20 protein-coding genes are annotated in these 20,826 nt (G+C 72.9%); 4 read left to right on the top strand and 16 right to left on the bottom strand.

Annotated elements, in window-relative coordinates:
* Window positions 1-273 precede the first annotated feature (273 nt).
* Window positions 274-1,485: a S8 family peptidase gene (locus tag MOV08_RS11465; protein ID WP_275307375.1), complete on the top strand. Its 1,212-nt coding sequence runs from the start codon at window positions 274-276 to the stop codon at window positions 1,483-1,485.
* A 289-nt stretch (window positions 1,486-1,774) separates the two neighbouring features.
* Entirely contained in the window at window positions 1,775-2,863 is a 1,089-nt protein-coding gene (locus tag MOV08_RS11460; RefSeq protein WP_275307373.1) for a glycosyltransferase family 2 protein, read from the top strand.
* 93 nt (window positions 2,864-2,956) lie between these two features.
* Here the strand turns inward: MOV08_RS11460 and MOV08_RS11455 are convergent, their stop codons facing one another.
* The 14 genes from MOV08_RS11455 to MOV08_RS11395 form a co-directional block, all read right to left on the bottom strand.
* Window positions 2,957-3,727, bottom strand: coding sequence for a sirohydrochlorin chelatase (locus MOV08_RS11455; RefSeq protein ID WP_275307372.1), 771 nt, complete (start codon window positions 3,725-3,727; stop codon window positions 2,957-2,959).
* 4 nt (window positions 3,728-3,731) lie between these two features.
* Window positions 3,732-4,796 carry an ABC transporter permease gene (locus MOV08_RS11450; RefSeq protein ID WP_275307371.1) on the bottom strand — a complete coding sequence of 355 codons (1,065 nt, stop codon included), beginning with the start codon at window positions 4,794-4,796 and terminating at the stop codon, window positions 3,732-3,734.
* The gene (locus tag MOV08_RS11445; RefSeq protein WP_275307370.1) at window positions 4,783-5,607 is read right to left on the bottom strand and encodes an ABC transporter ATP-binding protein; all 825 of its coding nucleotides are present in this window, start codon (window positions 5,605-5,607) and stop codon (window positions 4,783-4,785) included. Before MOV08_RS11445 ends, MOV08_RS11450 begins: the two co-directional genes overlap by 14 nt.
* Before the next feature lie 34 nt (window positions 5,608-5,641).
* Entirely contained in the window at window positions 5,642-6,751 is a 1,110-nt protein-coding gene (locus MOV08_RS11440) for an aliphatic sulfonate ABC transporter substrate-binding protein (protein ID WP_079182342.1), read from the bottom strand.
* 217 nt (window positions 6,752-6,968) lie between these two features.
* Window positions 6,969-8,330: a sulfate adenylyltransferase subunit 1 gene (locus tag MOV08_RS11435; protein WP_275307369.1), complete on the bottom strand. Its 1,362-nt coding sequence runs from the start codon at window positions 8,328-8,330 to the stop codon at window positions 6,969-6,971.
* Between the two features lie 2 nt (window positions 8,331-8,332).
* On the bottom strand, window positions 8,333-9,271 hold the full coding sequence (cysD, locus tag MOV08_RS11430) for a sulfate adenylyltransferase subunit CysD (RefSeq protein ID WP_275307368.1): 939 nt from the start codon (window positions 9,269-9,271) through the stop codon (window positions 8,333-8,335).
* Window positions 9,272-9,389: 118 nt separating this feature from the next.
* Window positions 9,390-9,923 carry an adenylyl-sulfate kinase gene (cysC, locus tag MOV08_RS11425; RefSeq protein ID WP_039640634.1) on the bottom strand — a complete coding sequence of 178 codons (534 nt, stop codon included), beginning with the start codon at window positions 9,921-9,923 and terminating at the stop codon, window positions 9,390-9,392.
* 23 nt (window positions 9,924-9,946) lie between these two features.
* Complete coding sequence (locus tag MOV08_RS11420; protein ID WP_275307367.1) at window positions 9,947-10,636, bottom strand: phosphoadenylyl-sulfate reductase; 690 nt, start codon at window positions 10,634-10,636, stop codon at window positions 9,947-9,949.
* Window positions 10,633-10,890, bottom strand: a complete 258-nt coding sequence (locus tag MOV08_RS11415; RefSeq protein ID WP_275307366.1) for a hypothetical protein — start codon at window positions 10,888-10,890, stop codon at window positions 10,633-10,635. Before MOV08_RS11415 ends, MOV08_RS11420 begins: the two co-directional genes overlap by 4 nt.
* A 34-nt stretch (window positions 10,891-10,924) precedes the next feature.
* A complete protein-coding gene (locus MOV08_RS11410; RefSeq protein ID WP_275307364.1) occupies window positions 10,925-12,619 on the bottom strand; it encodes a nitrite/sulfite reductase in 1,695 nt (564 codons plus the stop codon).
* A gap of 219 nt (window positions 12,620-12,838) precedes the next feature.
* Window positions 12,839-12,922 (bottom strand): putative leader peptide, encoded by an 84-nt coding sequence (locus tag MOV08_RS44170; protein ID WP_350257049.1) that lies wholly within the window; start codon window positions 12,920-12,922, stop codon window positions 12,839-12,841.
* 162 nt (window positions 12,923-13,084) lie between these two features.
* Complete coding sequence (locus tag MOV08_RS11405; RefSeq protein ID WP_039631767.1) at window positions 13,085-13,675, bottom strand: GNAT family N-acetyltransferase; 591 nt, start codon at window positions 13,673-13,675, stop codon at window positions 13,085-13,087.
* 12 nt (window positions 13,676-13,687) lie between these two features.
* Window positions 13,688-13,960 (bottom strand): hypothetical protein, encoded by a 273-nt coding sequence (locus MOV08_RS11400; protein ID WP_275307363.1) that lies wholly within the window; start codon window positions 13,958-13,960, stop codon window positions 13,688-13,690.
* A 35-nt stretch (window positions 13,961-13,995) separates the two neighbouring features.
* Window positions 13,996-15,357 (bottom strand): helix-turn-helix domain-containing protein, encoded by a 1,362-nt coding sequence (locus MOV08_RS11395; RefSeq protein ID WP_275307362.1) that lies wholly within the window; start codon window positions 15,355-15,357, stop codon window positions 13,996-13,998.
* 269 nt (window positions 15,358-15,626) lie between these two features.
* Here MOV08_RS11395 and MOV08_RS11390 point away from each other — a divergent pair, with 269 nt between their 5' ends.
* The gene (locus MOV08_RS11390; RefSeq protein WP_275307361.1) at window positions 15,627-16,061 is read left to right on the top strand and encodes a hypothetical protein; all 435 of its coding nucleotides are present in this window, start codon (window positions 15,627-15,629) and stop codon (window positions 16,059-16,061) included.
* A gap of 149 nt (window positions 16,062-16,210) precedes the next feature.
* Here the strand turns inward: MOV08_RS11390 and MOV08_RS11385 are convergent, their stop codons facing one another.
* Complete coding sequence (locus MOV08_RS11385) at window positions 16,211-17,854, bottom strand: acyl-CoA dehydrogenase family protein (protein ID WP_275307355.1); 1,644 nt, start codon at window positions 17,852-17,854, stop codon at window positions 16,211-16,213.
* A gap of 18 nt (window positions 17,855-17,872) precedes the next feature.
* Here MOV08_RS11385 and MOV08_RS11380 point away from each other — a divergent pair, with 18 nt between their 5' ends.
* On the top strand, window positions 17,873-18,859 hold the full coding sequence (locus MOV08_RS11380; RefSeq protein WP_039631758.1) for a YihY/virulence factor BrkB family protein: 987 nt from the start codon (window positions 17,873-17,875) through the stop codon (window positions 18,857-18,859).
* 1 nt (window position 18,860) lies between these two features.
* On the opposite strand, the gene MOV08_RS11375 is transcribed toward MOV08_RS11380, so the two are convergent.
* On the bottom strand, window positions 18,861-20,534 hold the full coding sequence (locus tag MOV08_RS11375) for an IclR family transcriptional regulator domain-containing protein (RefSeq protein WP_275307353.1): 1,674 nt from the start codon (window positions 20,532-20,534) through the stop codon (window positions 18,861-18,863).
* Window positions 20,535-20,826 lie beyond the last annotated feature (292 nt).

Here is a 20,826-nt window from a genome sequence, read left to right as displayed (position 1 = left end):
TTGAACGAGCAAATGAATCGTCAGCTGTCCCCCTTCGTTGCGCCAACGTAAACGGAGTTGAGTCGGCGTGCGTCAACTCCAGCGCGTCCTTTGGGTACTTCTGAAGCCTTTTGTATTTCTACAGGGTTGTTGCGAATCTCACACGGCCCGGCGGCCCTTGAATTGCACTCGTCAATCCGACAGGGTTTCGAACCAGTCCGCCGGAGATCTCGCGGTCTCCTCGGGCCATTCGCAACGCTTCCCCCCACACCACGAACGAGGAGAACCCTCGCCATGGCTCATAAGCGTTCCAGCAAGAAGCGGCTCATCACGGCGATATCCGCCGCCGTGGCCGCCACTGGTATCGCCGCCGTCACCGCGGTCACCGCGGGCGCGTCGCCCGCCGCCGAGGGCAAGATCTACGGTGCCGACGCCAAGGGCGCCGTCAGCGGCAGCTACATCGTGCTGCTGAAGAAGTCCGCCTCGATGCGCGCCGCCGAGAGCGGCGACCTGGCCGCCAAGTACGGCGGCAAGGTCAAGCGGACCTTCACCTCCGCCATCGACGGCTTCTCGACCACCGGCCTGTCCGCCGAGGACGCCAAGCGCCTGGCGGCCGATCCGGCCGTCGACAAGGTCGTCCAGAACCACACCTTCCACATCGACGGCACCCAGGAGAACCCGCCGTCGTGGGGTCTGGACCGCATCGACCAGACCGACACCAAGGGTGACGGCAAGTACAACTACCCGGACAGCGCGGGCGACGGCGTCACCGCCTATGTCATCGACACCGGTATCCACATCAGCCACAAGGACTTCGGCGGTCGCGCGTCGTACGGCTTCAACGCCATCGACAACAGCAACAAGGCCGAGGACGACAACGGTCACGGCACCCACGTCTCCGGCACCATCGGCGGCACCGAGCACGGCGTCGCCAAGAAGGTCAAGCTCGTTGCCGTGAAGGTCCTCGACGCGCAGGGCTCCGGCAGCACCGAGCAGGTCGTCGCGGGCATCGACTGGGTCACCAAGAACCACAAGGGCCCCTCGGTCGCCAACATGTCGCTCGGCGGCGGCGCGGACGAGGCGCTCGACGCGGCCGTGAAGAAGGCCATCGACTCCGGTGTCACCTTCGGCGTCGCGGCCGGCAACGAGTCCACCGACGCGGGCCAGGGCTCCCCGGCGCGCGTCAAGGAGGCCATCACGGTGGCCTCCAGCACCAAGGACGACCAGCAGTCCGACTTCTCCAACTACGGCAGCGTCGTCGACCTCTACGCTCCGGGCTCCGACATCACCTCGGACTGGAACACCAGCGACGACGCCACCAAGACCATCTCCGGCACGTCGATGGCGACCCCGCACGTCGTGGGTGCCGCCGCGATCTACCTGGCCGACCACAAGGACGCCAAGCCGGCCGACGTGGAGAAGGCGCTGACGGACGGGGCCACCCCCGACAAGATCAGCAACCCGGGCCAGGGCACGCCCAACAAGCTGCTGAAGGTCGTGGAGTAGTCCGTCAGCAGCCGATCGGGTCGTTCGGCACCTGACGCCGGCCGTCGCGCTCGCCCCCACGGGGCGCGGCGGCCGGCGTCGCCGTGCCCGCGGCCCGCCAACGCGCCTTCCCCCGCGTCGGGTTATCCACAGGAGGCTCCCTCCGAATCCGTGGACGGCCGAGCATGGCTACCGTCGGTGACATGCACGGAGTCACGCCGATTCTCGGCATCAGCACCATCGTCTACGGAGTGATCGGACTGATCTGCGTCGTCCTCGGCGCGGTCCGCACGACAGGGGGGAGCCCGCCATGCACACCGTCACCGTCATCGTCCCGGCGCACAACGAGGAAGCGGGGCTACCGGCCACGCTGGAGTCCCTCGCCCGGCAAACCGTCCCGCCCGACCGGATCCTGGTCGTCGACGACGCCTCCACCGACCGCACCGGCGAGGTAGCCGCCGCACACGGCGCCACGGTGCTCCGCCCGCCGCGCAACCTCGGCAGCAAGGCGAGGGCACAGAACCACGCCCTCCCGCGGTGCACCACCGACCTCGTCCTGGCCGTCGACGCGGACACCGTCCTGGCCCCGGACTACCTCGAACGCATCCTCCCGGTCTTCGACGACCCCGACGTCGCCGTCGCCGCGGGCACGGTCCGCACCCGACACACCCGCACCGTCTGGGAGCGGGGCCGCTCCACGGAGTACCTCTTCGGGTTCCACTTCCACCGGCCCATCCAGGCACTCGCCGACAGCCCCATGGTCTGCTCGGGGTGCTGCTCGGTCTTCCGGCGCGGCGAACTGGTGGCGTGCGGCGGCTTCCCCGAGCGCACCATCGTCGAGGACATGGACTACACCTGGTCCCGGCAGATCGCCGGCCGGCGCGCGGTCTACGTCTCCGACGCGGTGGCCCTCGCAGCCGACCCGGAGAACCTCACCTACTTCCGCAAACAGGTCAAGCGCTGGATGGCCGGCTTCTGCCAGAACGTCCGGCTCCACCTCGGCCGACTCCTCGTCCACAAACCGCTGTTGGCGATCTGGGTGCTGCTCGCCCTGTTCGAGATCCTCACCGCGCCGCTGTGGTGGGTCACCCCGTTCGTGCTCACCGCGACGACCGGCGCCTCACCACCGGCCGCCCTCGCGTGGTGGGCCGGCACCGACCTCCTGCTGACGCTGCCACCACTGGTGTACGCCGCCCATCGCCGCAAACTCCCCCTGTGGGGCGTGCTGGTGAACATCCCCTGTGCCTACGCCACCAAGGCGGTCAACGTCGTCTACGCCTGGAAGGCCCTGGTCGTCGAGTTGTTGCTGGTGCCCCTGCACCTGGCGCGGGGACTCACGGTCTATGAGAAGGGGCGCGCCGACGCACCCTCGGGGCAGCGGGTGGTGATGGCGACATGACCCGACCCGCCCCGCTCTGGCCTTGGCCCTGACCTGCACTGACGAGATGTGAGGCGGGGCGGGCCGTGGCGAGGCGGTGGTAGTCGGTGTCGCTCAGGCGATCAACGCCGTCGCGTCGCCGCGGGAGCGGGCCCGGACGGCCTGGTCGTAGCGGCGCAGCAGCAGCCGGGCCAGTTCGGGGGCGGCGCCGAGCACCGGGGCGAGGATGTCGGCGCGGGCCTCGCGGGCACCGGCGGCGATCCGGTCCGGCAGGAAGCCCGGCGCGATGACGTACGGGGCGACGGCCACCCGCTGGACGCCCTCGGCCCGCAGTTCCCGTACGGCGTCGGCCGTGCGGGGAAGGGATGCGGAGGCGAACGCAGGTCGCACGGCACACCAGTCAGCGGTGCGCCGCCACTCCCGCGCGATTTCAGCGATCACTGCGATCGCCTCCGGGTCTGAGGAGCCCGCCGAGGCCAGGACGACCCCGGTCGAGCGGTGGTCACCGGGCCGCAGCCCGGCCTCCTCCAGCCGGCGCTCCAGGGCGCCGGTCAGGAGGAGTGAAGGGCCGAGCACATCGGCCTGGTGGACGGTGAGCAGGGGCAGTCGCGCAGCGGCCTCCCGCAGCACCGCGGGGATGTCGGACTTCGCGTGAAAAGCGTGAGTGAGGAGGAGGGGAAGCGCCACCACGTTCCGTACGCCCTCGGCCGAGAGGCGCTCCAGTACACGGGGCACCCGGGGCGCGTTGAAGTCGAGGTAGCCGACCTCCACGCGCAGCCCCGGCCGCCGCTTCCGGACGCGCGCGCAGAGCGCGGCGACGGTCGCGGTGTGCCGAGGGTCGCGGCTGCCGTGGGCGATGACGAGGAGAGTGGGGCGTGTGCTCATGGTTTCAGCTCTTGACGAGGAGGCCGCGGCTGCGCAGCACCCGGCGCTCGATCGGGGCGAAGATCAACAGCTCGATGCCGATGCCGACGATCAGGATCAGCAGGATCGCGGCCAACACCCAGGACATGTCCTGCAGTTCGCGGCCCTGTTCCAGGAGCTGGCCCAGGCCGGTGCCGAGATCGGGAGCGTTGACGATGAGTTCGGCGGCCATCAGGGACCGCCAGGAGAACGCCCAGCCCTGCTTGAGCCCGGCGAGGTAGCCGGGCAGCGCGGCGGGGAGCAGCACATGGCGGACACCGGCCAGACCGGTCGCGCCGATGGTGCGGCCGGCTCGCAGATAGAGAGGAGAGATCTGGTCGACACCGGACACCAGCCCGTTGGCGATCGAGGGCACGGCGCCGAGCAGCACCACCGCGTAGATGGTGGCGTCGCTCAGCCCGAACCAGATGATCGCCGCCGGGACCCAGGCCACCGAGGGGAGGGACTGCAGCCCGCTCAGGATCGGACCGATCGCGGCCCGTACGGGCTTGACGCGGGCCACGATCAGCCCGAGCACCGTGCCGAGGACGACCGACGCCAGGAAGCCGAGGGCGCCGCGGGAGAGGCTGGTCCACACGAAGCCCAGCAGGGTGCCTTCGAGCCACTTCTGCTGGAGCGAGCGGAAGACGTCGAGCGGGCTCGGCAGCAGATAGTGCGGCTTGAGCTGGAAGTGGTACGCGAGCTGCCACAACGCCAGCACGATCACGATCGCGATGACGGGAGGGAACGCCTTTGACAGCGCAGTATGCAGCCACGGCTGCCGGGCGACCACGGCGGAGTCCAGGGCGTCGAGCCCGGCCTCCAGACCGGCGAGGTCGCCGGCGGCGGGACGGGGCGTGGCGCCGGCCGCCTCCGCGCCGGCTCCGGTCCGGGTTTCCGTGGTCGCCTCGCCGGGGGAACCGTCCGTGGAGCCCGCTGAGCCGGCCCCCGCGTCGGCGGCCGGGGCGGTGGCCGGGGCGGTGGAGGGTCCGGAGGGGTCGTCGCCCGGGTTTCCCTTGGCGGACGGCGCGGTGGTCTCAGTGCTGGCCATGGCGGCGGATCTCCCCACGGAGCTGTTCGGTGATCTCGATGGACAGGTCGGCGACCGCGGAGTCCTCGATGCGGCGCGGCTGGGGGATGTCCACGTGCCACTCCCGGGCGACCCGGCCGGGGCGGGAGGAGAGCAGCACGACCCGCTCGCCGAGCCGCACCGCCTCACGGACGTTGTGGGTGACGAAGAGCACCGAGAGGCTGTCCGCGGCGGAGCCGCTGCTGTTCTGGGTCTGCCAGATCCGGGTCAGTTCGTCGTGCAGCACATCGCGGGTGATGGCGTCGAGGGCGGCGAACGGCTCGTCCATCAGCAGCAGTTGGCTGTCCTGGGCCAGCGCCCGGGCCATAGCCACCCGCTGGCGCATGCCGCCCGACAGCTCGTGCACCCGCTTGCCGTACGCGCCCTTGAGACGGACGAGTTCCAGCAGCCGCTCGGCCTCGCCGCGGCGCTCCGCGCGCGGCACCCCGCGCAGCCGCAGCGCCAGTTCGATGTTGCGGCCCGCGGTCAGCCACGGGAACAGCGCGTGCTCCTGGAACATCAGGGCCGGCCTGCCACCGGGCGTCTCGATGGTGCCGGCGGACGGCTTGTCCAGACCGGCCACGAGACTGAGGAGGGTGGACTTGCCGCACCCGGAGGCCCCCAGGAGGCAGACGAAGGAGCCGGGCGCGACGTCGATGCTGATGTCGTCCAGCACCTGCTGTTGCGCGCCGGGGCGGCCGAAGGACTTCGAGACGTGGTGGATACGAGCGGCGTACGGGCCGGTGGTGCCGGCGTCCGCCGGGGCGGGCTTGGTGAGCGTGCTGGTCGTCATCGGTGTCACCTCCTGGGAGTTCGGGGGGCCGGGGTCAGTTGCCGCCGAGGCCGGCGTCGTCGACCGGCGGCTTGCCCTCGGACTTGAGCACCTTGTTCAGCAGGGTGAGGTCGTAGATGCCCTTGAGGTCGGGCTTCTTCAGCAGCCCCGCCTTGACGGCGTGGTCCGCCTCCTCCTGGAGGGTGGCGGCCAGCGGGTCATCGGTGACGTCGACGTTCTTGAAGGCCGGGTCGATGACGTCGTCCGGGAGCGGCTTGCCGGTGATCGCCGGGTCGGCCAGCTTCTCGTTCAGCGCCTTGACCGCCTCGGCGGGGTGCGACCGGATCCAGGCGTTGGTCTTCACCGAGGCGCGCAGCACGGCCTCGACCGCCTTCGGGTGCTCCTTGAGGAAGCGCTGCGAGACGATCACGTTGGTGATGACGAACTTGCCGTCCTGCCACAGCTTCTTCTCGTCCAGCAGTGCCTTGCCGCCCGCGGCGACCAGTTTGGACGCGGTGGGCTCGGGCACCCAGGCGGCGTCGATGCTGCCCTGCGTGAAGGCGGTGGGCGTGACCTTGTTGTCGATGCGCTGGACGGTGACGTCGCCCTTGCCGGTGGTGGCGTCGACCGTGTAGCCCTTGCCGGAAAGGAAGTTCAGCAGGGCAACGTCCTGGGTGTTGCCCAGCTGCGGGGTGGCGATCGTCTTGCCCTTGAGATCGTCCAGGCTCTTGATCTTCTTGGGGTTGACGATCAGCGAGACACCGCCGGAGGCCGAACCGGCGATGATCTTCAGGCTCTTGCCGTGCGACTTCACATAGCCGTTGATCGCGGGGGAAGGGCCGATCCAGCCGATGTCGATGGCGTTCGAGTTGAGCGCCTCGATCTCGGCGGGGCCGGCGTTGAAGACCGAGGACTTCACCGCGGTGCCGCCCAGCTCCTTCTGGAACTGGCCGGTCTGAAGGCCGATCAGCGGCGTGGCGTGGGTGGTGTTGCCGAAGAATCCGATCTTGACCTGATCGAGCCCGTCGACCTTGGGCCCCTTCGGGGCGACGGTGGCCGCGGTGTCCTTCGGGGCCTGGGAGCCGTAGCCGCAGGCCCCCAGTGCGAGGGTCAGCAACGGGACGGTGGCGGCGACCGCCAGGAGGCGATGACGAACGGCAGACACGGGAGGTGTTCCTCTCGGAAGGCCGGGGGAGTACGCGCCTCGCTAGGGGGGCGCGCCCGGCGAAAGGGTGGAACTTCGGAGGGAGGACGTGGGGGGTACGGAGTCGGGCCCGGTCAGCACATACATCGGCCGACTCCGCCCTGTCCGCTCCCGAGGGCGCCGCTGCCTACGCGGCCCCCTTCCTTCGCGAAGGTCGAGAAGATGTCCCTGAGCATGATCAGAAATCCCACCCCTCGTCGTCGGTCGCACCCTCCGGCGCCGGGTCCGCGGTCGCCTCCGCGAACGCCGTGCCCGCCATGCCCGCGGTCAGCGTGGTGCCGTCCGAGGGGTCGATCAGTAGGAAGGAGCCGGTGCGCCGGGAGTCCGCGTAGGCGTCCAGCGCCAGCGGCGCGGCGGTGCGGACCACGATCCGGCCGATGTCGTTGGCGACCAGTTCGCCGGGGGCCGGGTGCTGGGAGAGATCGTCCAGGGTCAGCCGGGACGGGATCTCCTTGACGATCGCCTTGACGGTGCGGGTGGTGTGCTTGAGCAGCACCCGCTGCCCGACGGCCAGCGGCCGGTCGGCGACGTGGCAGACGGTGGCCTCGACGTCCTGGGTGACCGACGGCGCCGTGGCGGCGGGGGCGATCAGGTCGCCGCGGGAGACGTCGATGTCGTCGGCGAGCCGGAGGGTCACCGACTGCGGTGCCCAGGCGACGTCCACGCTCTGGCCGAGCGCGTCGATCCCCTCGACGGTGCTCGTCCGCCCCGAGGGCAGCACGGTGACGGCGTCGCCGACGCGCAGTACGCCGGAGGCGATCTGGCCCGCGTAGCCGCGGTAGTCGGGGTGCTCGGCGGTCTGCGGACGGATGACGTACTGGACCGGGAAGCGGGCCGGGTCGTCCGACGGGTCGGCGACCACCGGCACGGTCTCCAGGTGCTCCAGCACGGTCGGGCCGCCGTACCAGTCCATGGTGGCCGACGGCGTCACGACGTTGTCGCCGGCCAGCGCCGAGATCGGGATCGCGGTGATCTCCGGCACGCCCAGCGAGCCGGCGTAGGCGGTGAACTCCTCGGCGATGGCCGCGAAGACGGACTCCTGGTAGTCGACCAGGTCCATCTTGTTGACGGCCAGCACGACGTGCGGCACCCGCAGCAGGGCGGCGACCGCGGCGTGCCGGCGGGTCTGCTCGACCACGCCGTTGCGGGCGTCGACGAGGACGACGGCCAGCTCGGCGGTGGAGGCCCCGGTCACCATGTTCCGGGTGTACTGCACATGCCCGGGGGTGTCGGCCAGGATGAAGCGGCGGCGCGGGGTGGCGAAGTAGCGGTAGGCCACGTCGATGGTGATGCCCTGTTCGCGCTCGGCGCGCAGCCCGTCCGTCAGCAGCGCCAGGTCCGGCGCCTCCTGCCCGCGGTTGCGGGAGGCGTGCTCGACGGCCTCCAACTGGTCGGCGAGGACCGACTTGGAGTCGTGCAGCAGCCGGCCGACCAGGGTCGACTTGCCGTCGTCCACGGAGCCGGCGGTGGCGAAGCGCAGCAGCGAGGTGGCACCCGCCTCCACCGTCAGGTCCGCACGGGTGGTGTTGGTCGTGCTCATGGCTAGAAGTACCCCTCGCGCTTGCGGTCCTCCATGGCGGCCTCGGACAGCTTGTCGTCGGCCCGGGTCGCGCCCCGCTCGGTGAGCCGGGACGCGGCGATCTCCGCGATGACGGCCTCGATGGTGTCGGCGTCCGACTCGACGGCGCCGGTGCAGGACATGTCGCCGACGGTGCGGTAGCGCACCTGCCGGATCTCCAGCCGCTCGCCGTCCTTCGGGCCGCCCCACTCACCGGGCGCCAGCCACATGCCGCTGCGCGCGAAGACCTCGCGCTCGTGGGCGTAGTAGATGGCGGGGAGTTCGATCTTCTCGCGGGCGATGTACTGCCAGACGTCCAGCTCGGTCCAGTTGGAGAGCGGAAAGACCCGGACGTGCTCGCCGGGCGAGTGCCGGCCGTTGTAGAGCTGCCACAGCTCGGGCCGCTGCCGGCGCGGGTCCCAGCCGCCGAACTCGTCGCGCAGCGAGAACACCCGCTCCTTGGCGCGCGCCTTCTCCTCGTCCCGCCGACCACCGCCGAAGACCGCGTCGAAGTGGTTCTTCTCGATGGCGTCCAGCAGCGGCACCGTCTGCAGCGGATTGCGGGTGCCGTCCGGGCGCTCGCGCAGCTCGCCGCGGTCGATGAAGCCCTGCACCGAGGCGACGTGCAGCCGCAGCCCGTGCCGCGCCACGGTGCGGTCGCGGTAGTCGAGGACCTCGGGGAAGTTGTGCCCGGTGTCGACGTGCAGCAGCGCGAACGGCACCGGCGCCGGCGCGAACGCCTTCAGCGCCAGGTGCAGCATGACGATGGAGTCCTTGCCGCCGGAGAAGAGGATCACCGGCCGCTCGAACTCGCCCGCCACCTCGCGGAAGATGTGCACCGCCTCGGACTCCAGGGCGTCCAGGTGCGACAACGCGTAGGGGTTGTTGTCCAGTTCCTCGGAAAGCGAAGCAACGGTGGTCACGCGGTATCCCCTTCGTTCTCCCCCAGACTCCGTCCGGGGGCACCCCCATCTCCGCCCACGCGGCGCAGCGGCGCGGGTATCACGGCCGGCTGCGGGTCGGTGCCCGCGTGGGTGTCGCTCACGCCAGTCCCCTCTCGACGAGCAGCGCGTGCAGCGCCGCCGCGGATTCCTGCACGGTCTGGGTGTGCGACTCGATCCGCAGGTCCGGTGCCGCGGGCGCCTCGTACGGGTCGTCCACGCCGGTCAGGCCGGAGATCTCGCCGGCCGCCTGCTTGGCGTACAGCCCCTTCACGTCGCGCTCGGAGCACACCTCGACCGGGGTGGCGACGTGCACCTCCAGGTACGCGGTGCCCTCGCTCTGGTGGCGCTTGCGCACCGCCTCGCGGCTGTCCGCGTAGGGGGCGATCACCGGGACCAGGGCCTTCACGCCGTTGCTCGCCAGCAGTTCGGCGACGAAGCCGATCCGCTGGACGTTGGTGTGCCGGTCCTCGCGGCCGAATCCGAGGCCCGCGGAGAGGAACTCGCGGATCTCGTCGCCGTCGAGCACCTCGACGCGGTGGCCCTCGCCGCGCAGCCGCTCGGCCAGCTCACGCGCGATGGTCGTCTTGCCCGCGCTCGGCAGACCGGTCAGCCAGATCGTGGCGCCCGTCATCTGTGTCTCCAAAAACTCCGCCATCAGTGCAGTCCGCACTCGGTCTTGTTGCTGCCGGCCCAGCGGCCGGCCCGCGCGTCCTCGCCCGCCAGCACCCGGCGGGTGCAGGGGGCGCAGCCGACGGAGGCGTAGCCGTCCATCAGCAGCGGGTTGGTGAGCACCCCGTGCTCGGCCACGTACGCGTCCACGTCGTCCTGCGTCCAGCGGGCGATCGGCGAGACCTTCACCTTCTGCCGCCGGGTGTCCCAGCCCACCACCGGAGTGTTGGCGCGGGTCGGCGACTCGTCCCGGCGCAGCCCGGTCGCCCACGCGTCGTACCGGGCCAGCCCCTCTTCGAGCGGCTTGACCTTGCGCAGCGCGCAGCACAGGTCGGGGTCGCGGTCGTGCAGCCTCGGCCCGTACTCGGCGTCCTGCTCGGCCACCGTCTGACGGGGCGTCAGGGTGATGACGTTGACGTCCATCACCGCCGCCACCGCGTCCCGGGTGCCGATGGTCTCCGGGAAGTGGTAGCCGGTGTCCAGGAACACCACGTCCACGCCGGGGAGGGCCCGCGAGGCCAGGTGCGCGACGACCGCGTCCTCCATCGAGGAGGTGACGCAGAAGCGCGGACCGAAGGTCTCGGCGGCCCAGGTGAGGATCTCCAGGGCGGGCGCGTCCTCCAGGTCGCGGCCCGCCTGCTCGGCGAGCCGCTGAAGGTCGGTGGTGGTGGTCACGGCGTACCTCCGTCTGAAGCGGAAGGAGCTGCGGAAGGGGAAGCGGAAGGGGACGGGGCGGACCCAGCGGCTCCCGGGGCCAGCAGCCCCAGGAACTTCAGCCGGAAGGCCCGGCTGCACGCCCGGCACTCCCACGATCCGCCCCCAAGCCCTCGGCTCCGCTCGGGCAGGGGGGACCCCGCTCCCTCCTCGGAGGGGCGCAGGTCCTCGTCCCCGCAGTACGGGCAGTAGAACGGCGCGGCGCGTTCGCTCACGGTTCCTCCCGTTCGGTCTCGGTGCGTTGCGGCGTCACTTCAGCGCACCCTCTTCGGCGCGCGCCGCCCAGCTGGCGAACCGCTCGCCCTCCGTGCGCTGCTCCTCGAAGTTGCGCAGCACCCGCTCGACGTAGTCGGGCAGCTCCGCGGAGGTCACCTTCAGCCCGCGGACCTTGCGGCCGAAGCCGGGCTCCAGGCCCAGCGCGCCGCCCAGGTGCACCTGGTACCCCTCGACCTGATTGCCGTCGTCGTCCAGCACCAGCTGGCCCTTGAGGCCGATGTCGGCGACCTGGATGCGGGCGCAGGCGTTCGGGCAGCCGTTGAGGTTGATGGTGATCGGCTCCTGGAAGTCCGGCATCCGGCGCTCCAGTTCGTCGATCAGCGCGGAGCCGCGCCCCTTGGTCTCGACGATGGCGAGCTTGCAGAACTCGATGCCGGTGCAGGCCATGGTGCCGCGCCGGAACGGCGAGGGGTTGACCTGGAAGTCCAGCGCCTCCAGCCCGGCGACCAGCGAGTCGATCCGGTCCTCGGCCACGTCGAGGATGATCATCTTCTGCTCGACGGTGGTGCGCAGCCGGTCCGAGCCGTGCGCGGCGGCGAGTTCGGCGACCTTGGTGAGGGTGGCGCCGTCGACCCGACCGACCCGCGGGGCGAAGCCGACGTAGAAGCGGCCGTCCTGCTGCCGGTGCACGCCGATGTGGTCGCGCCACTTGTGCGCGGGCTGCTCCGGCGCCGGGCCGTCGACCAGCTTCCGCTGGAGGTACTCGTCCTCCAGCACCTGGCGGAACCTCTCCGGGCCCCAGTCGGCCATCAGGAACTTCAGGCGGGCGCGGGTGCGCAGCCGCCGGTAGCCGTAGTCGCGGAAGATCCCGACCACGCCGGCCCAGACGTCGGCGACCTCGTCCAGCGGCACCCAGGTGCCCAGGCGCTGCGCGAGCTTGGGGTTGGTGGACAGGCCGCCGCCGACCCACACGTCGAAGCCCGGCCCGTGCTCGGGGTGGACGACGCCGACGAACGCCACGTCGTTGATCTCGTGCACCACGTCCTGGACGGGCGAGCCGGAGATCGCGGTCTTGAACTTGCGCGGCAGGTTGGAGAACTCCTTGCTGCCGATGTAGCGCTCGTGGATCTCGTCCACGGCCGGGGTGCCGTCGATGATCTCGTCCGCCGCGATGCCGGCCACCGGGGAACCGATGATCACGCGCGGGCAGTCGCCGCACGCCTCGGTCGTGGACAGGCCCACCGCCTCCAGCTTCTCCCAGATGGCCGGGACGTCCTCGATGCGCACCCAGTGCAGCTGGATGTTCTGCCGGTCGGTGATGTCCGCGGTGCCCCGGGCGAACTGCTCGGAGACCTCGCCGATGGCGCGCAGCTGGGCGACGGTGAGCCGGCCGCCGTCGACGCGGACCCGCAGCATGAAGTACTTGTCGTCGAGCTCCTCGGGCTCCAGCACCGCGGTCTTGCCGCCGTCGATCCCGGGCTTGCGCTGGGTGTACAGGCCCCACCAACGCATCCGGCCCCGCAGGTCGTTGGGGTCGATGGAGTCGAAGCCGGCCTTGGAGTAGATCGTCTCAATGCGTGTCCGCACATTGAGACCGTCGTCGTCCTTCTTGAACTGCTCGTTGCCGTTGAGGGGCGTGAAGTGGCCAACGGCCCACTGACCCTCGCCGCGGTGGCGGCCGGCCTTGCGGCGGGTCGTGGCGGTGGGGCGTTCCGGGGTGGCGGCCATGGGTTTCGTCCTTCTGGGCGGCTCAAAGGGGGCTGCGGACGGCGCGATGCATCCCTGTTGACCTGCGCGGACACACCGAAGTGCGGCGCGCGGGCGCGCGTCGGCGGTGGGCTGCAGGGTGGGGGGCAACGCGTCCGCGACGGTGGGGACGGCGTGCGAAGTGGTGGTGCCGAGTGCTGTCCGGGTACGCAGGGCGGCGGGGCCCTCACGCGGGCAGCGTCAGCCTGCCCGACAAATGGCGCTGGACATGCGGCCGAGGTCGACGTGGCGTCGACTCACCAAGGCAATTCCAGCTCGAGACATGACGGAAGCGTGGCACGCGGCTCTCTGGCCAGTCCACCGTCATCCAAGATATGGACATCAGCGTCCCGCATTACGAGATGCTGTGGCGTCCGTCACGTACGGAGGGGGTGCCGCCGGATCCCCGGCCGCACCCCCTCCACGGGTCCGCGGTGAGCGCGTGCGTCAGCCGGCGTGGGCCGGCGTCGGTCCCGCGCCGGGCCACGGGCCGGGGTTCTCGACCACCGGCTCCTCGGTCGCCGTGGTGTCGTACAGCCGGAAGCCGCGCCGCTCGTAGTTGGCCCGGGCGTGGGCCCCGTCGTCGCTGCAGGTGTGCACCCACACCCGCGTGGTCTCCGGCACGTCCGGCCACCGCTCGGCCAGGTCCCAGGCCCGCGCCGTACCGTAGCCGAGCAGGTGCCCGCCGATCCGCCGCCCCCGGAAGGCCGGCAGCAGCCCGAAGTAGGCGACCTCCACCACCCCCGCCGGCTGGGCCTGGAGCTCGATGAAGCCGGCGGGCGTGCCGCGCTCGTACGCCACCCAGGTCTCGGTCCCCGGCTTCCCGAGGTGTTCGGCCCACCGCGCGTACGACCACTCCAGGCGGTCGGTCCACAGGATGTCCCCGCCGACCGCCGTATAGAGGAACCGGCTGAATTCGGGCGAGGGTACCTGGGAGCGGACGATCCGCACATCCTGCTCGGCGGGCGGCTCGACGGCGGGCGCCAGATCGGTGCGCGAGGTCTGTTCGAGATACCAGGTGGTGACGGAGTGGCTCATGGCGCCAGCACATCACACCGGGGGAGGGGGTCGGCGGCCGGTCCGGAGAGCGGGCAGGGCCCTTCCGGGGCGGCGTCCCAAGGGGCCGGGCCCGAGGGCGACGCTCACCCGGGCCAGCAGTCGGGGCCGGCCGGCGCGCTCCCGGGCCGCCTCCACATCACGGGACAACCCGTCCATCTGCTGGGACGGCAGGGCCGCCCCGAGGAAGCCGTCGCCCGGGTGGGCCACCCGCTCGACCACGGCCGACACCGACCTGCCGCACAGTACCTCGGTCCGCAGCCGCACCCGGGCACCGTGTTCTCCGAGCGCGCTCCGGCCCCTCACACCGGCCCGACGACGGCCCCCGACCGCCGGGCCGCCAGCACCGCCGGCGACGTGGAGTGCGGCAGCAGCTCCACGGGCCTGGCCGGCAGCCGGAGCTCGACCTGAACCCCGTCCGCGAAGCGGTACGGCCGGTGGGCCAGCACCCCCGCGAGATGGCGCCGCAGCCGGGACAGCTCGGCCCGGACCGTCACCGTGCGCCCGCCGTCGCCGAACACGTCCCGGGCCAGCTCGGCGGCGCTGCGGCCGCGCGGATGGACGGCCAACAGGAACAGCAGCTCGGCGTGGCGCGGGGTCAGCGCGTGCGACCAGCTGCCCGCCGGCCCGGCCACCGTCACCACCGGACCGTCGGCACCGCCGAGGTCCAGCACCACCGGGTGCGGCCCGGGCGCCGGCTCCGGCCGGCCGAGCCGGATCAGCCAGCCGCCCGGCAGCGGTTCCAACGTGCACATCCCGTACCGCGGCAGCCACAGCGGCCCGGCCTCCGGCGCCTTGGGCAGCGCCACCCGGTCCGGCGGGGTCATCCCCGTCACCGCGGCCGTCCAGCCGTGCGGATCGACGGCCAGCGCCCGCCCGCCGATCCGCGCCAGTATCGGCGCCGCGCTCGCCCGCAGCCGTTCCAGGGACGCGTGGTGGCGGGTCCGCAGCTCGCCCTCGGCGAGCCGGGCCACCGCGGAGACCAGGGCCAGCGTCGTCGGGTGGAACGAGGGCGCCGGGCCGCTGACGTCCACCGTGCCCAGCAGCCGCCCGTCGCGCGGGTCGTGCAAGGGTGCCGCGGCGCACGTCCACTGGTGGTGGCTGCGCAGGAAGTGCTCGGCGGAGTGCACCAGCACCGGGCTGCGGGCCACCAGTGCGGTGCCGATCGCATTGGTGCCGACCACCCCCTCCGTCCAGTCGGCGCCCTTGTCGAAGCCCAGCCGGTCGGCCATCCGGCGGATCGGGGCGCTGCCCTCCCGCCACAGCACCCGGCCCTCGGCGTCGGTGACCACCATGATCTGCTGGGCGGCGTCGGCGGTCGGCAGCAGCCCGCCGCTGAGCACCGGCAGTATCGACGCCAACTGGGACTTCTGCCGCCGATGCTCCAACTCGGCCACCGACAGGGGGTGTTGGTCGGTCCCCCGCTCCGGGTCCACTCCGCGGTCCAGCACCCGCCGCCAGGATTCGCCGATCACCGCACGGGGCGCGTCCCGGGGCACGTCCGCCGGCAGGTGGTCGCCGGTCAGCGTCACCTCGTGGAGCCCGGCCAGCCGCCGCGAGGTCTCCCGGATGTCCTGGGCGGACCGGACGGCGCTCTCGACCGGTCTGTCGGTCGGCCGGTCCCCGGTTCGCCCGCCGGTCCTGTCGATCGGTCTGTCGCTCACACTGCTCTCCGTTGTGCCCGTGTGTCCGGTCGGTGCCCATCGTGCCGTCAGCCGCCCGCCGTGGAGAGCCCCTTGACCAGATCGGTTGCAACGGCATGCAACCGTTGTGGCCTATGACGCCTGCGGGGAAATCTGGTGTCAGCGGCCGATGGCACCCTTCCCCTGCCTTGTGGGTCGGGGACCCACATCCGGAGGTTTCGCCGGTCACCCGACGGAGAACCCGCCGGAGCCCGCCGGGGAGGCGATCGGCCGCCCGCGTCGTCGGCACGATGGGGGAGGGGGACGCCATGGTGGCCGCCGCCCCACGTGTCGTGGTGATCGGCACCGGCGAGGGCGGTCGGCTCGCCCGGGCCGCCCGGCTGGCCGGGCACTACGGCGTGCCCCGACTGTCCGCGGTCGACGTCCTGATCAGGCGTCAGCCACTGCCGTGCGCGGGATATGTGATCGACGGTGCGCCGCAACTCCTCGACCGGGTCGCGCGCTTCGGCGGTCCGCTGCCCGCACCGGCCTTCGCCGACCTCGTCGTGCATCTGCGCGAGGCGGAGCGGGACGGCACGGGTGACGCCTCCCGCGTGATCCGGTACTACGAGGCGCGCGGCGTCCTGGTCGGCTTCCGGCCGGACGTACCGGACGCCGAGATCATCGTGGCCATCGACGCGGCGCTGCGCGGGCGCACCGCGGCGCAGCCGCCGCGATGGCCCTGAAGACCGGGATCGGTGCCGAGTCGGCGCGGCACCGTTCCCTGCCCGGCGCGGCGGCGGTTATCCCCTGTCCCGTCCCCCTCGGAGCCGCCTCCTGACGGCTCCGAGGGGACGGCGAACCGCCGCCGCGCCGCTGGAGGCCGGGCGGGCGCCTACTCGGCCACCACCGGGCGCGCCCGCCCCACCACCGCGGCCAGGTCCAGCGTGTGCGGCAGCGTGCCGAACGCCGCCCCCGCATCGCCGCCCAGCCGCGCGGCACAGAACGCGTCGGCCACCTCCGGCGGCGCGTACCGCACCAGCAACGCCCCCTGGAGCACCAGCGCCATCCGCTCGGCCAGCCGCCGGGCGCGCGCCTCGATGCCCTCCAGATCGGCGAGTTCGGTCAGCAGGCCCCTGATCGCCCGGTCCAGTCGGTGGTCGGCGCCCCGCACGGTGCCGATCTCGGACAGATACGCGTCCAGCGCCGCCGGTTCGCGCCGCAGCGCCCGCAGCACATCGAGCGCCTGGACGTTGCCCGCGCCCTCCCAGATCGAGTTCAGCGGGGCCTCCCGCAGCAGCCGCGGCAGCCCCGACTCCTCCACGTAGCCGTTGCCGCCCAGGCACTCCAGCGCCTCCGCGACCATGGGCGTGCACCGCTTGGTCACCCAGTACTTGGCCGCCGGCACCGCCAGCCGCAGGAAGGCCCGGTCCCGCTCGGTGCCGCTGTCGTAGGCCGCCGCCAGCCGCAGCGCCACCGTGGTCGCCGCCTCCGACTCCAGGGCCAGGTCGGCCAACACGTTGCGCATCAGCGGCTGGTCGGCCAGCTTGCGCCCGAACGCCGCCCGGTGCGCGGTGTGGTGCAGCGCCTGCGCCGCCGCCTGCCGCATCAGCGCCGCCGACGCGGTGACGCAGTCCAGCCGGGTCGCCGCGACCATGTCGATGATCGTCGCCACCCCGCGCCCCTCCTCCCCGACCCGGCGCGCCCAGGTGTGCCCGTCGAACTCCACCTCCGCCGAGGCGTTCGAGCGGTTGCCGAGCTTGTCCTTGAGCCGCTGGATCCGGAAGGCGTTGCGGGTGCCGTCCGGCAGCACCCGCGGCAGCAGGAAGCAGGTCAGCCCGCCCGGCGCCTGCGCCAGCACCAGGAACGCGTCCGACATCGGCGCCGAGCAGAACCACTTGTGGCCGGTCAGGGCGTACTCCCCGGCCGCCGCCAGCGGTTCGGCGCGGGTGGTGTTCGCCCGGACGTCGCTGCCGCCCTGCTTCTCCGTCATCGCCATCCCCGCCAGCGCGCCCGCCTTGCGCGCCACGGGCCGCAGCTCCGCGTCGTACACCCGCGAGGTCAGCAGCGGCTCCCACACCGCGGCCAGCTCCGGTTCGGCCCGCAGCGCCGGCACCGCCGCATGGGTCATCGACAGCGGGCAGCCGTGCCCCGCCTCCACCTGCGTCCACACCAGGAAGCCCGCGGTGCGCCGGACGTGCCCGTGCGGGCGCGACCAGGCGTCGGTCAGCCCGGCCGTGACGGCGTGCCCGAGCAGCCGGTGCCAGGCCGGATGGAACTCCACCTCGTCGATGCGGTGCCCGTAGCGGTCGTGGGTGCGCAGCACCGGCGGAGAGCCGTTGGCCTGCTCGCCCCAGCGCTGTGCCTGGGCCGAACCGGCCGCCCGCCCCAGCCGGCCCAGTTCCTCCCGCACCTCGCCGAGGTGTTCCCCGGCGACGTACCGGGCCACCCCCTCGGTGAGCGCCGGATCGGCGGCGAAGACGTCGTAGCCGGTGAGCGGCGGGGGCTGGTTCGTCACGGTATGAGTGGTAGCTGCCATGCCCGATACGGTAAAGAGGTGCAGCCGCCGAACGAACCCACCGAACCGCACGGGCCGCCCCGGGGGCGCCTCACCCGTGCCCGGGCGCTCTACCGCAACGTCTCCAAGCGGCGGCTGGCGTGGCTGCTGGTCAAGGACATCGTCGGCAGCTGCCTGCGCTACCGGGTCACCGGCCTGGCCGCCGAGGCGGCCTTCTGGTGCCTGCTCTCGCTGCCCCCGCTGATCCTCGGCCTGCTCGGCGTCCTCGGCTACACCGAACCGTGGATCGGCCACACCACCCTGGAGAACTTCCGCGGCCACCTGCTGCGCGCCGCCGGCACCGTCCTGTCCCACCGCGGCGTCGACGAGGTCGCCCGGCCCCTGCTGCAGGACGTCTTCACCGGTCGCCGCCCCGACGTCATCTCCCTGGGCTTCGCCCTCGCCCTGTGGTCCGGCTCCCGCGCGCTCAACGTCTTCGTGGACACCATCACGATCATGTATGGGCTCGACGGCCGGCGCGGCATCGTCAAGACCCGGCTGCTGTCCTTCGTGCTCTACCTCGCCGCCCTGGCCGCCGGCGCGATCGCCCTGCCGCTGATGGTCGCCGGCCCCGACGTGGTGGTCGGCTGGCTGCCCGCCAGCGAGAACGTCATCCGCGTCCTGTACTGGCCGGTCGTGCTGATCCTCTCCATCGCCTTCCTGACCACCCTCTACCACCTGTCGGTGCCGGTCCGTTCGCCCTGGCGCGAGGACATCCCCGGGGCCGTCGTCGCCCTGGCGATGTGGATCCTCGGCAGCTTCCTGCTCCGCCTCTACCTCACCGCGGCCGTCGAGGGCCCCACCGTCTACGGCTCCCTGGCCGCGCCGATCGCGGTCCTGCTGTGGATCGGGGTCTCCGCCTTCGCGGTCCTGGTCGGCGCCGCCATGAACGCCGCGCTGGACCGGGTGTGGCCGTCGGTCGCCACCGCCGCCGCCCGCGCGGAGCTCGCCCGGCGCCGCGCCGCCGAGGACCTCGACGCCGGCTGACTCACGGCACCGGAATCCGCAGGAAGCGCCCGGCCACCCGCAGTTCGGCCTCGACGGCGGCGGCGGTCGCGCGCAGCGCGGGCAGCACCGCGGCGCGGGTGGCCGCCGGCGGCCGGCCGGCCGCGTGGGTGGCGACCCCGACCGCGGCGACGGCACGGCCGGCGCGGTCGTGCACCGGGACCGCCAAGGAGCGCAGGCCCGCCTCCAGTTCGTCGTCCACCAGCGCGTGCCCGTCGGCCCGCACCCGGTCCAGGAGGGCCGGCAGCCCGGCCGGGCCGGTGGCCGCGCGCTCGGCGGTCGGCAGGGCGGCCAGCAGGACCCGGCCCGGGGCGGTGGCCGGCGCCGGGGCACGGCTGCCCGGACTGATCGTGACGCTCATGATGCGCCCCGCCGGGACCCCGACGAGGTACTGGACGGCCGGCCCGGCGGCGTCGCCGTCGGCGGCCAGCACCGCCAACGAGGCCGAGTCCCCGACCCGTTCGGCCAGCGCGGCCAGGTGGGGCCGGGCGAGGGCCGGCAGGGTGAGCCCGGAGAGCGGCGCGAAGCCCAGCTCCAGCACCTGCGGGGTGAGCCGGAAGCGCCCGCCGTCGGCCGCGGTGTAGCCGAGGTGCTCCAGGGTGATCAGGGCGCGCCGGGCGGTGGCCCGGGGGAGGCCGGTGGCCTCGGCGACGGCGGAGAGCGTCAGCGCGGCCCGGCCGGCGCCGAACGCGGTGAGCACGGCCAGCCCGCGGGCGACGGACTCCACGAATCCCGGGCCTAGTTGCCGCTTGGCCGCGCGCCGCCAGGCCGCCTGGTGGCGCGCGGCCGGATCCTCGGCGGAGGGCGGCGCGGCCAGCGCGGCCTCCATCGCGGCGACGGTGTCGCGGAGCCGGGCGAGGACCGCGCCCGGCAGCGCGGCGGCGGTGTGCCGGCTGGTGTGGCTGACCACGCTCACCGCGCAGACCGTGCCGCCGGCCGGGTCCCGGACGGGCAGCGCCACGGCGATCAGGCCCGGCTCGATGAGCTGGTCGTCCGGGGACCAGCCGGTGGCGCGGGCCGCGGCCACCCGCGCCGTGAAGTCCGCCGCGATCCGGCGGGCACCGGCCGGCGCGGCGTCGCCGGCGCCCCGGGCCGGTACCGCGGGGAAGCCCGCGTCGACCGGGTCGGCGGCCCGGCGCGCCCGCCAGCGGCGCCACTCCGCCGGGCCCCAGTCCGCCGCGAACAGCGCCCCCGGCGCGCCCCGTTCGGCCGGCAGCAGATCGCCGATGCGGAACGCCAGCGACATCGCGCGGCGGCGGGTCGCCTGGTGGACGAAGCGCACCCCGTCGCCGTCCGGCACGGCCAGCGACACCGACTCGTCGAGCGTGTCGGCGAGGCGGTCGGCGAGCGGGCCGAGCCGGTCGGGGAGCCCGGTGGCGGCGAGGTAGGCGTTGCCCAGTTCCAGCAGACCGGGGGCGAGCACCGCGTCCCGGCCCTCGGCGCGGACGTGGCCGAGGGCGGCGAGGGTGCTCAGGACGCGGTCCGCGGTGGCGCGCGCCAGCCCGGTGGCCCGCGCCAGATCGCTCACCGCCGCTCGGCCGCCGGCTGCCGTCAGCGCGCGCAGCACGGCCAGCGCGCGGATCAGCGGCGTCACCGCCTCCGGTGGCGGCGGGGCGGGCGGAGCGGGGAAGGCGGACGGCGGCAAGGGGCTCTCCACGGTGCGGCGTTGTGGTCCGGGGTAGTCCGGAACCGTACCGGGCGGCCCGTTGACACGGCCCGGGGCCGGCCCCAGACTCGGGGGCAGCACGCAATGTGAACTTCAGTTCACTGGGCGAACGCCCTTTGTCCGGAAGGGAATTGAACCGTCGGGAGGGTCGGGAGCGCGCCACGTCCGGCCGGATCCTGACGGGGGTTCAGCAGGACGCCGCGGCCGCCGCCGGCGCGCCCCGGTGACCGTCGGGGGAAACGTCGGCACGCTGGACCGCGTCCCGGCGAAAGCGGTGTCCACC

Origin of the sequence: Streptomyces yunnanensis (assembly GCF_029011865.1) — a bacterium.
Lineage (GTDB): Bacteria > Actinomycetota > Actinomycetes > Streptomycetales > Streptomycetaceae > Streptomyces > Streptomyces yunnanensis.
Note: the sequence above shows the minus strand (reverse complement) of the source record. Positions and strands in the feature narration are given on the sequence as shown.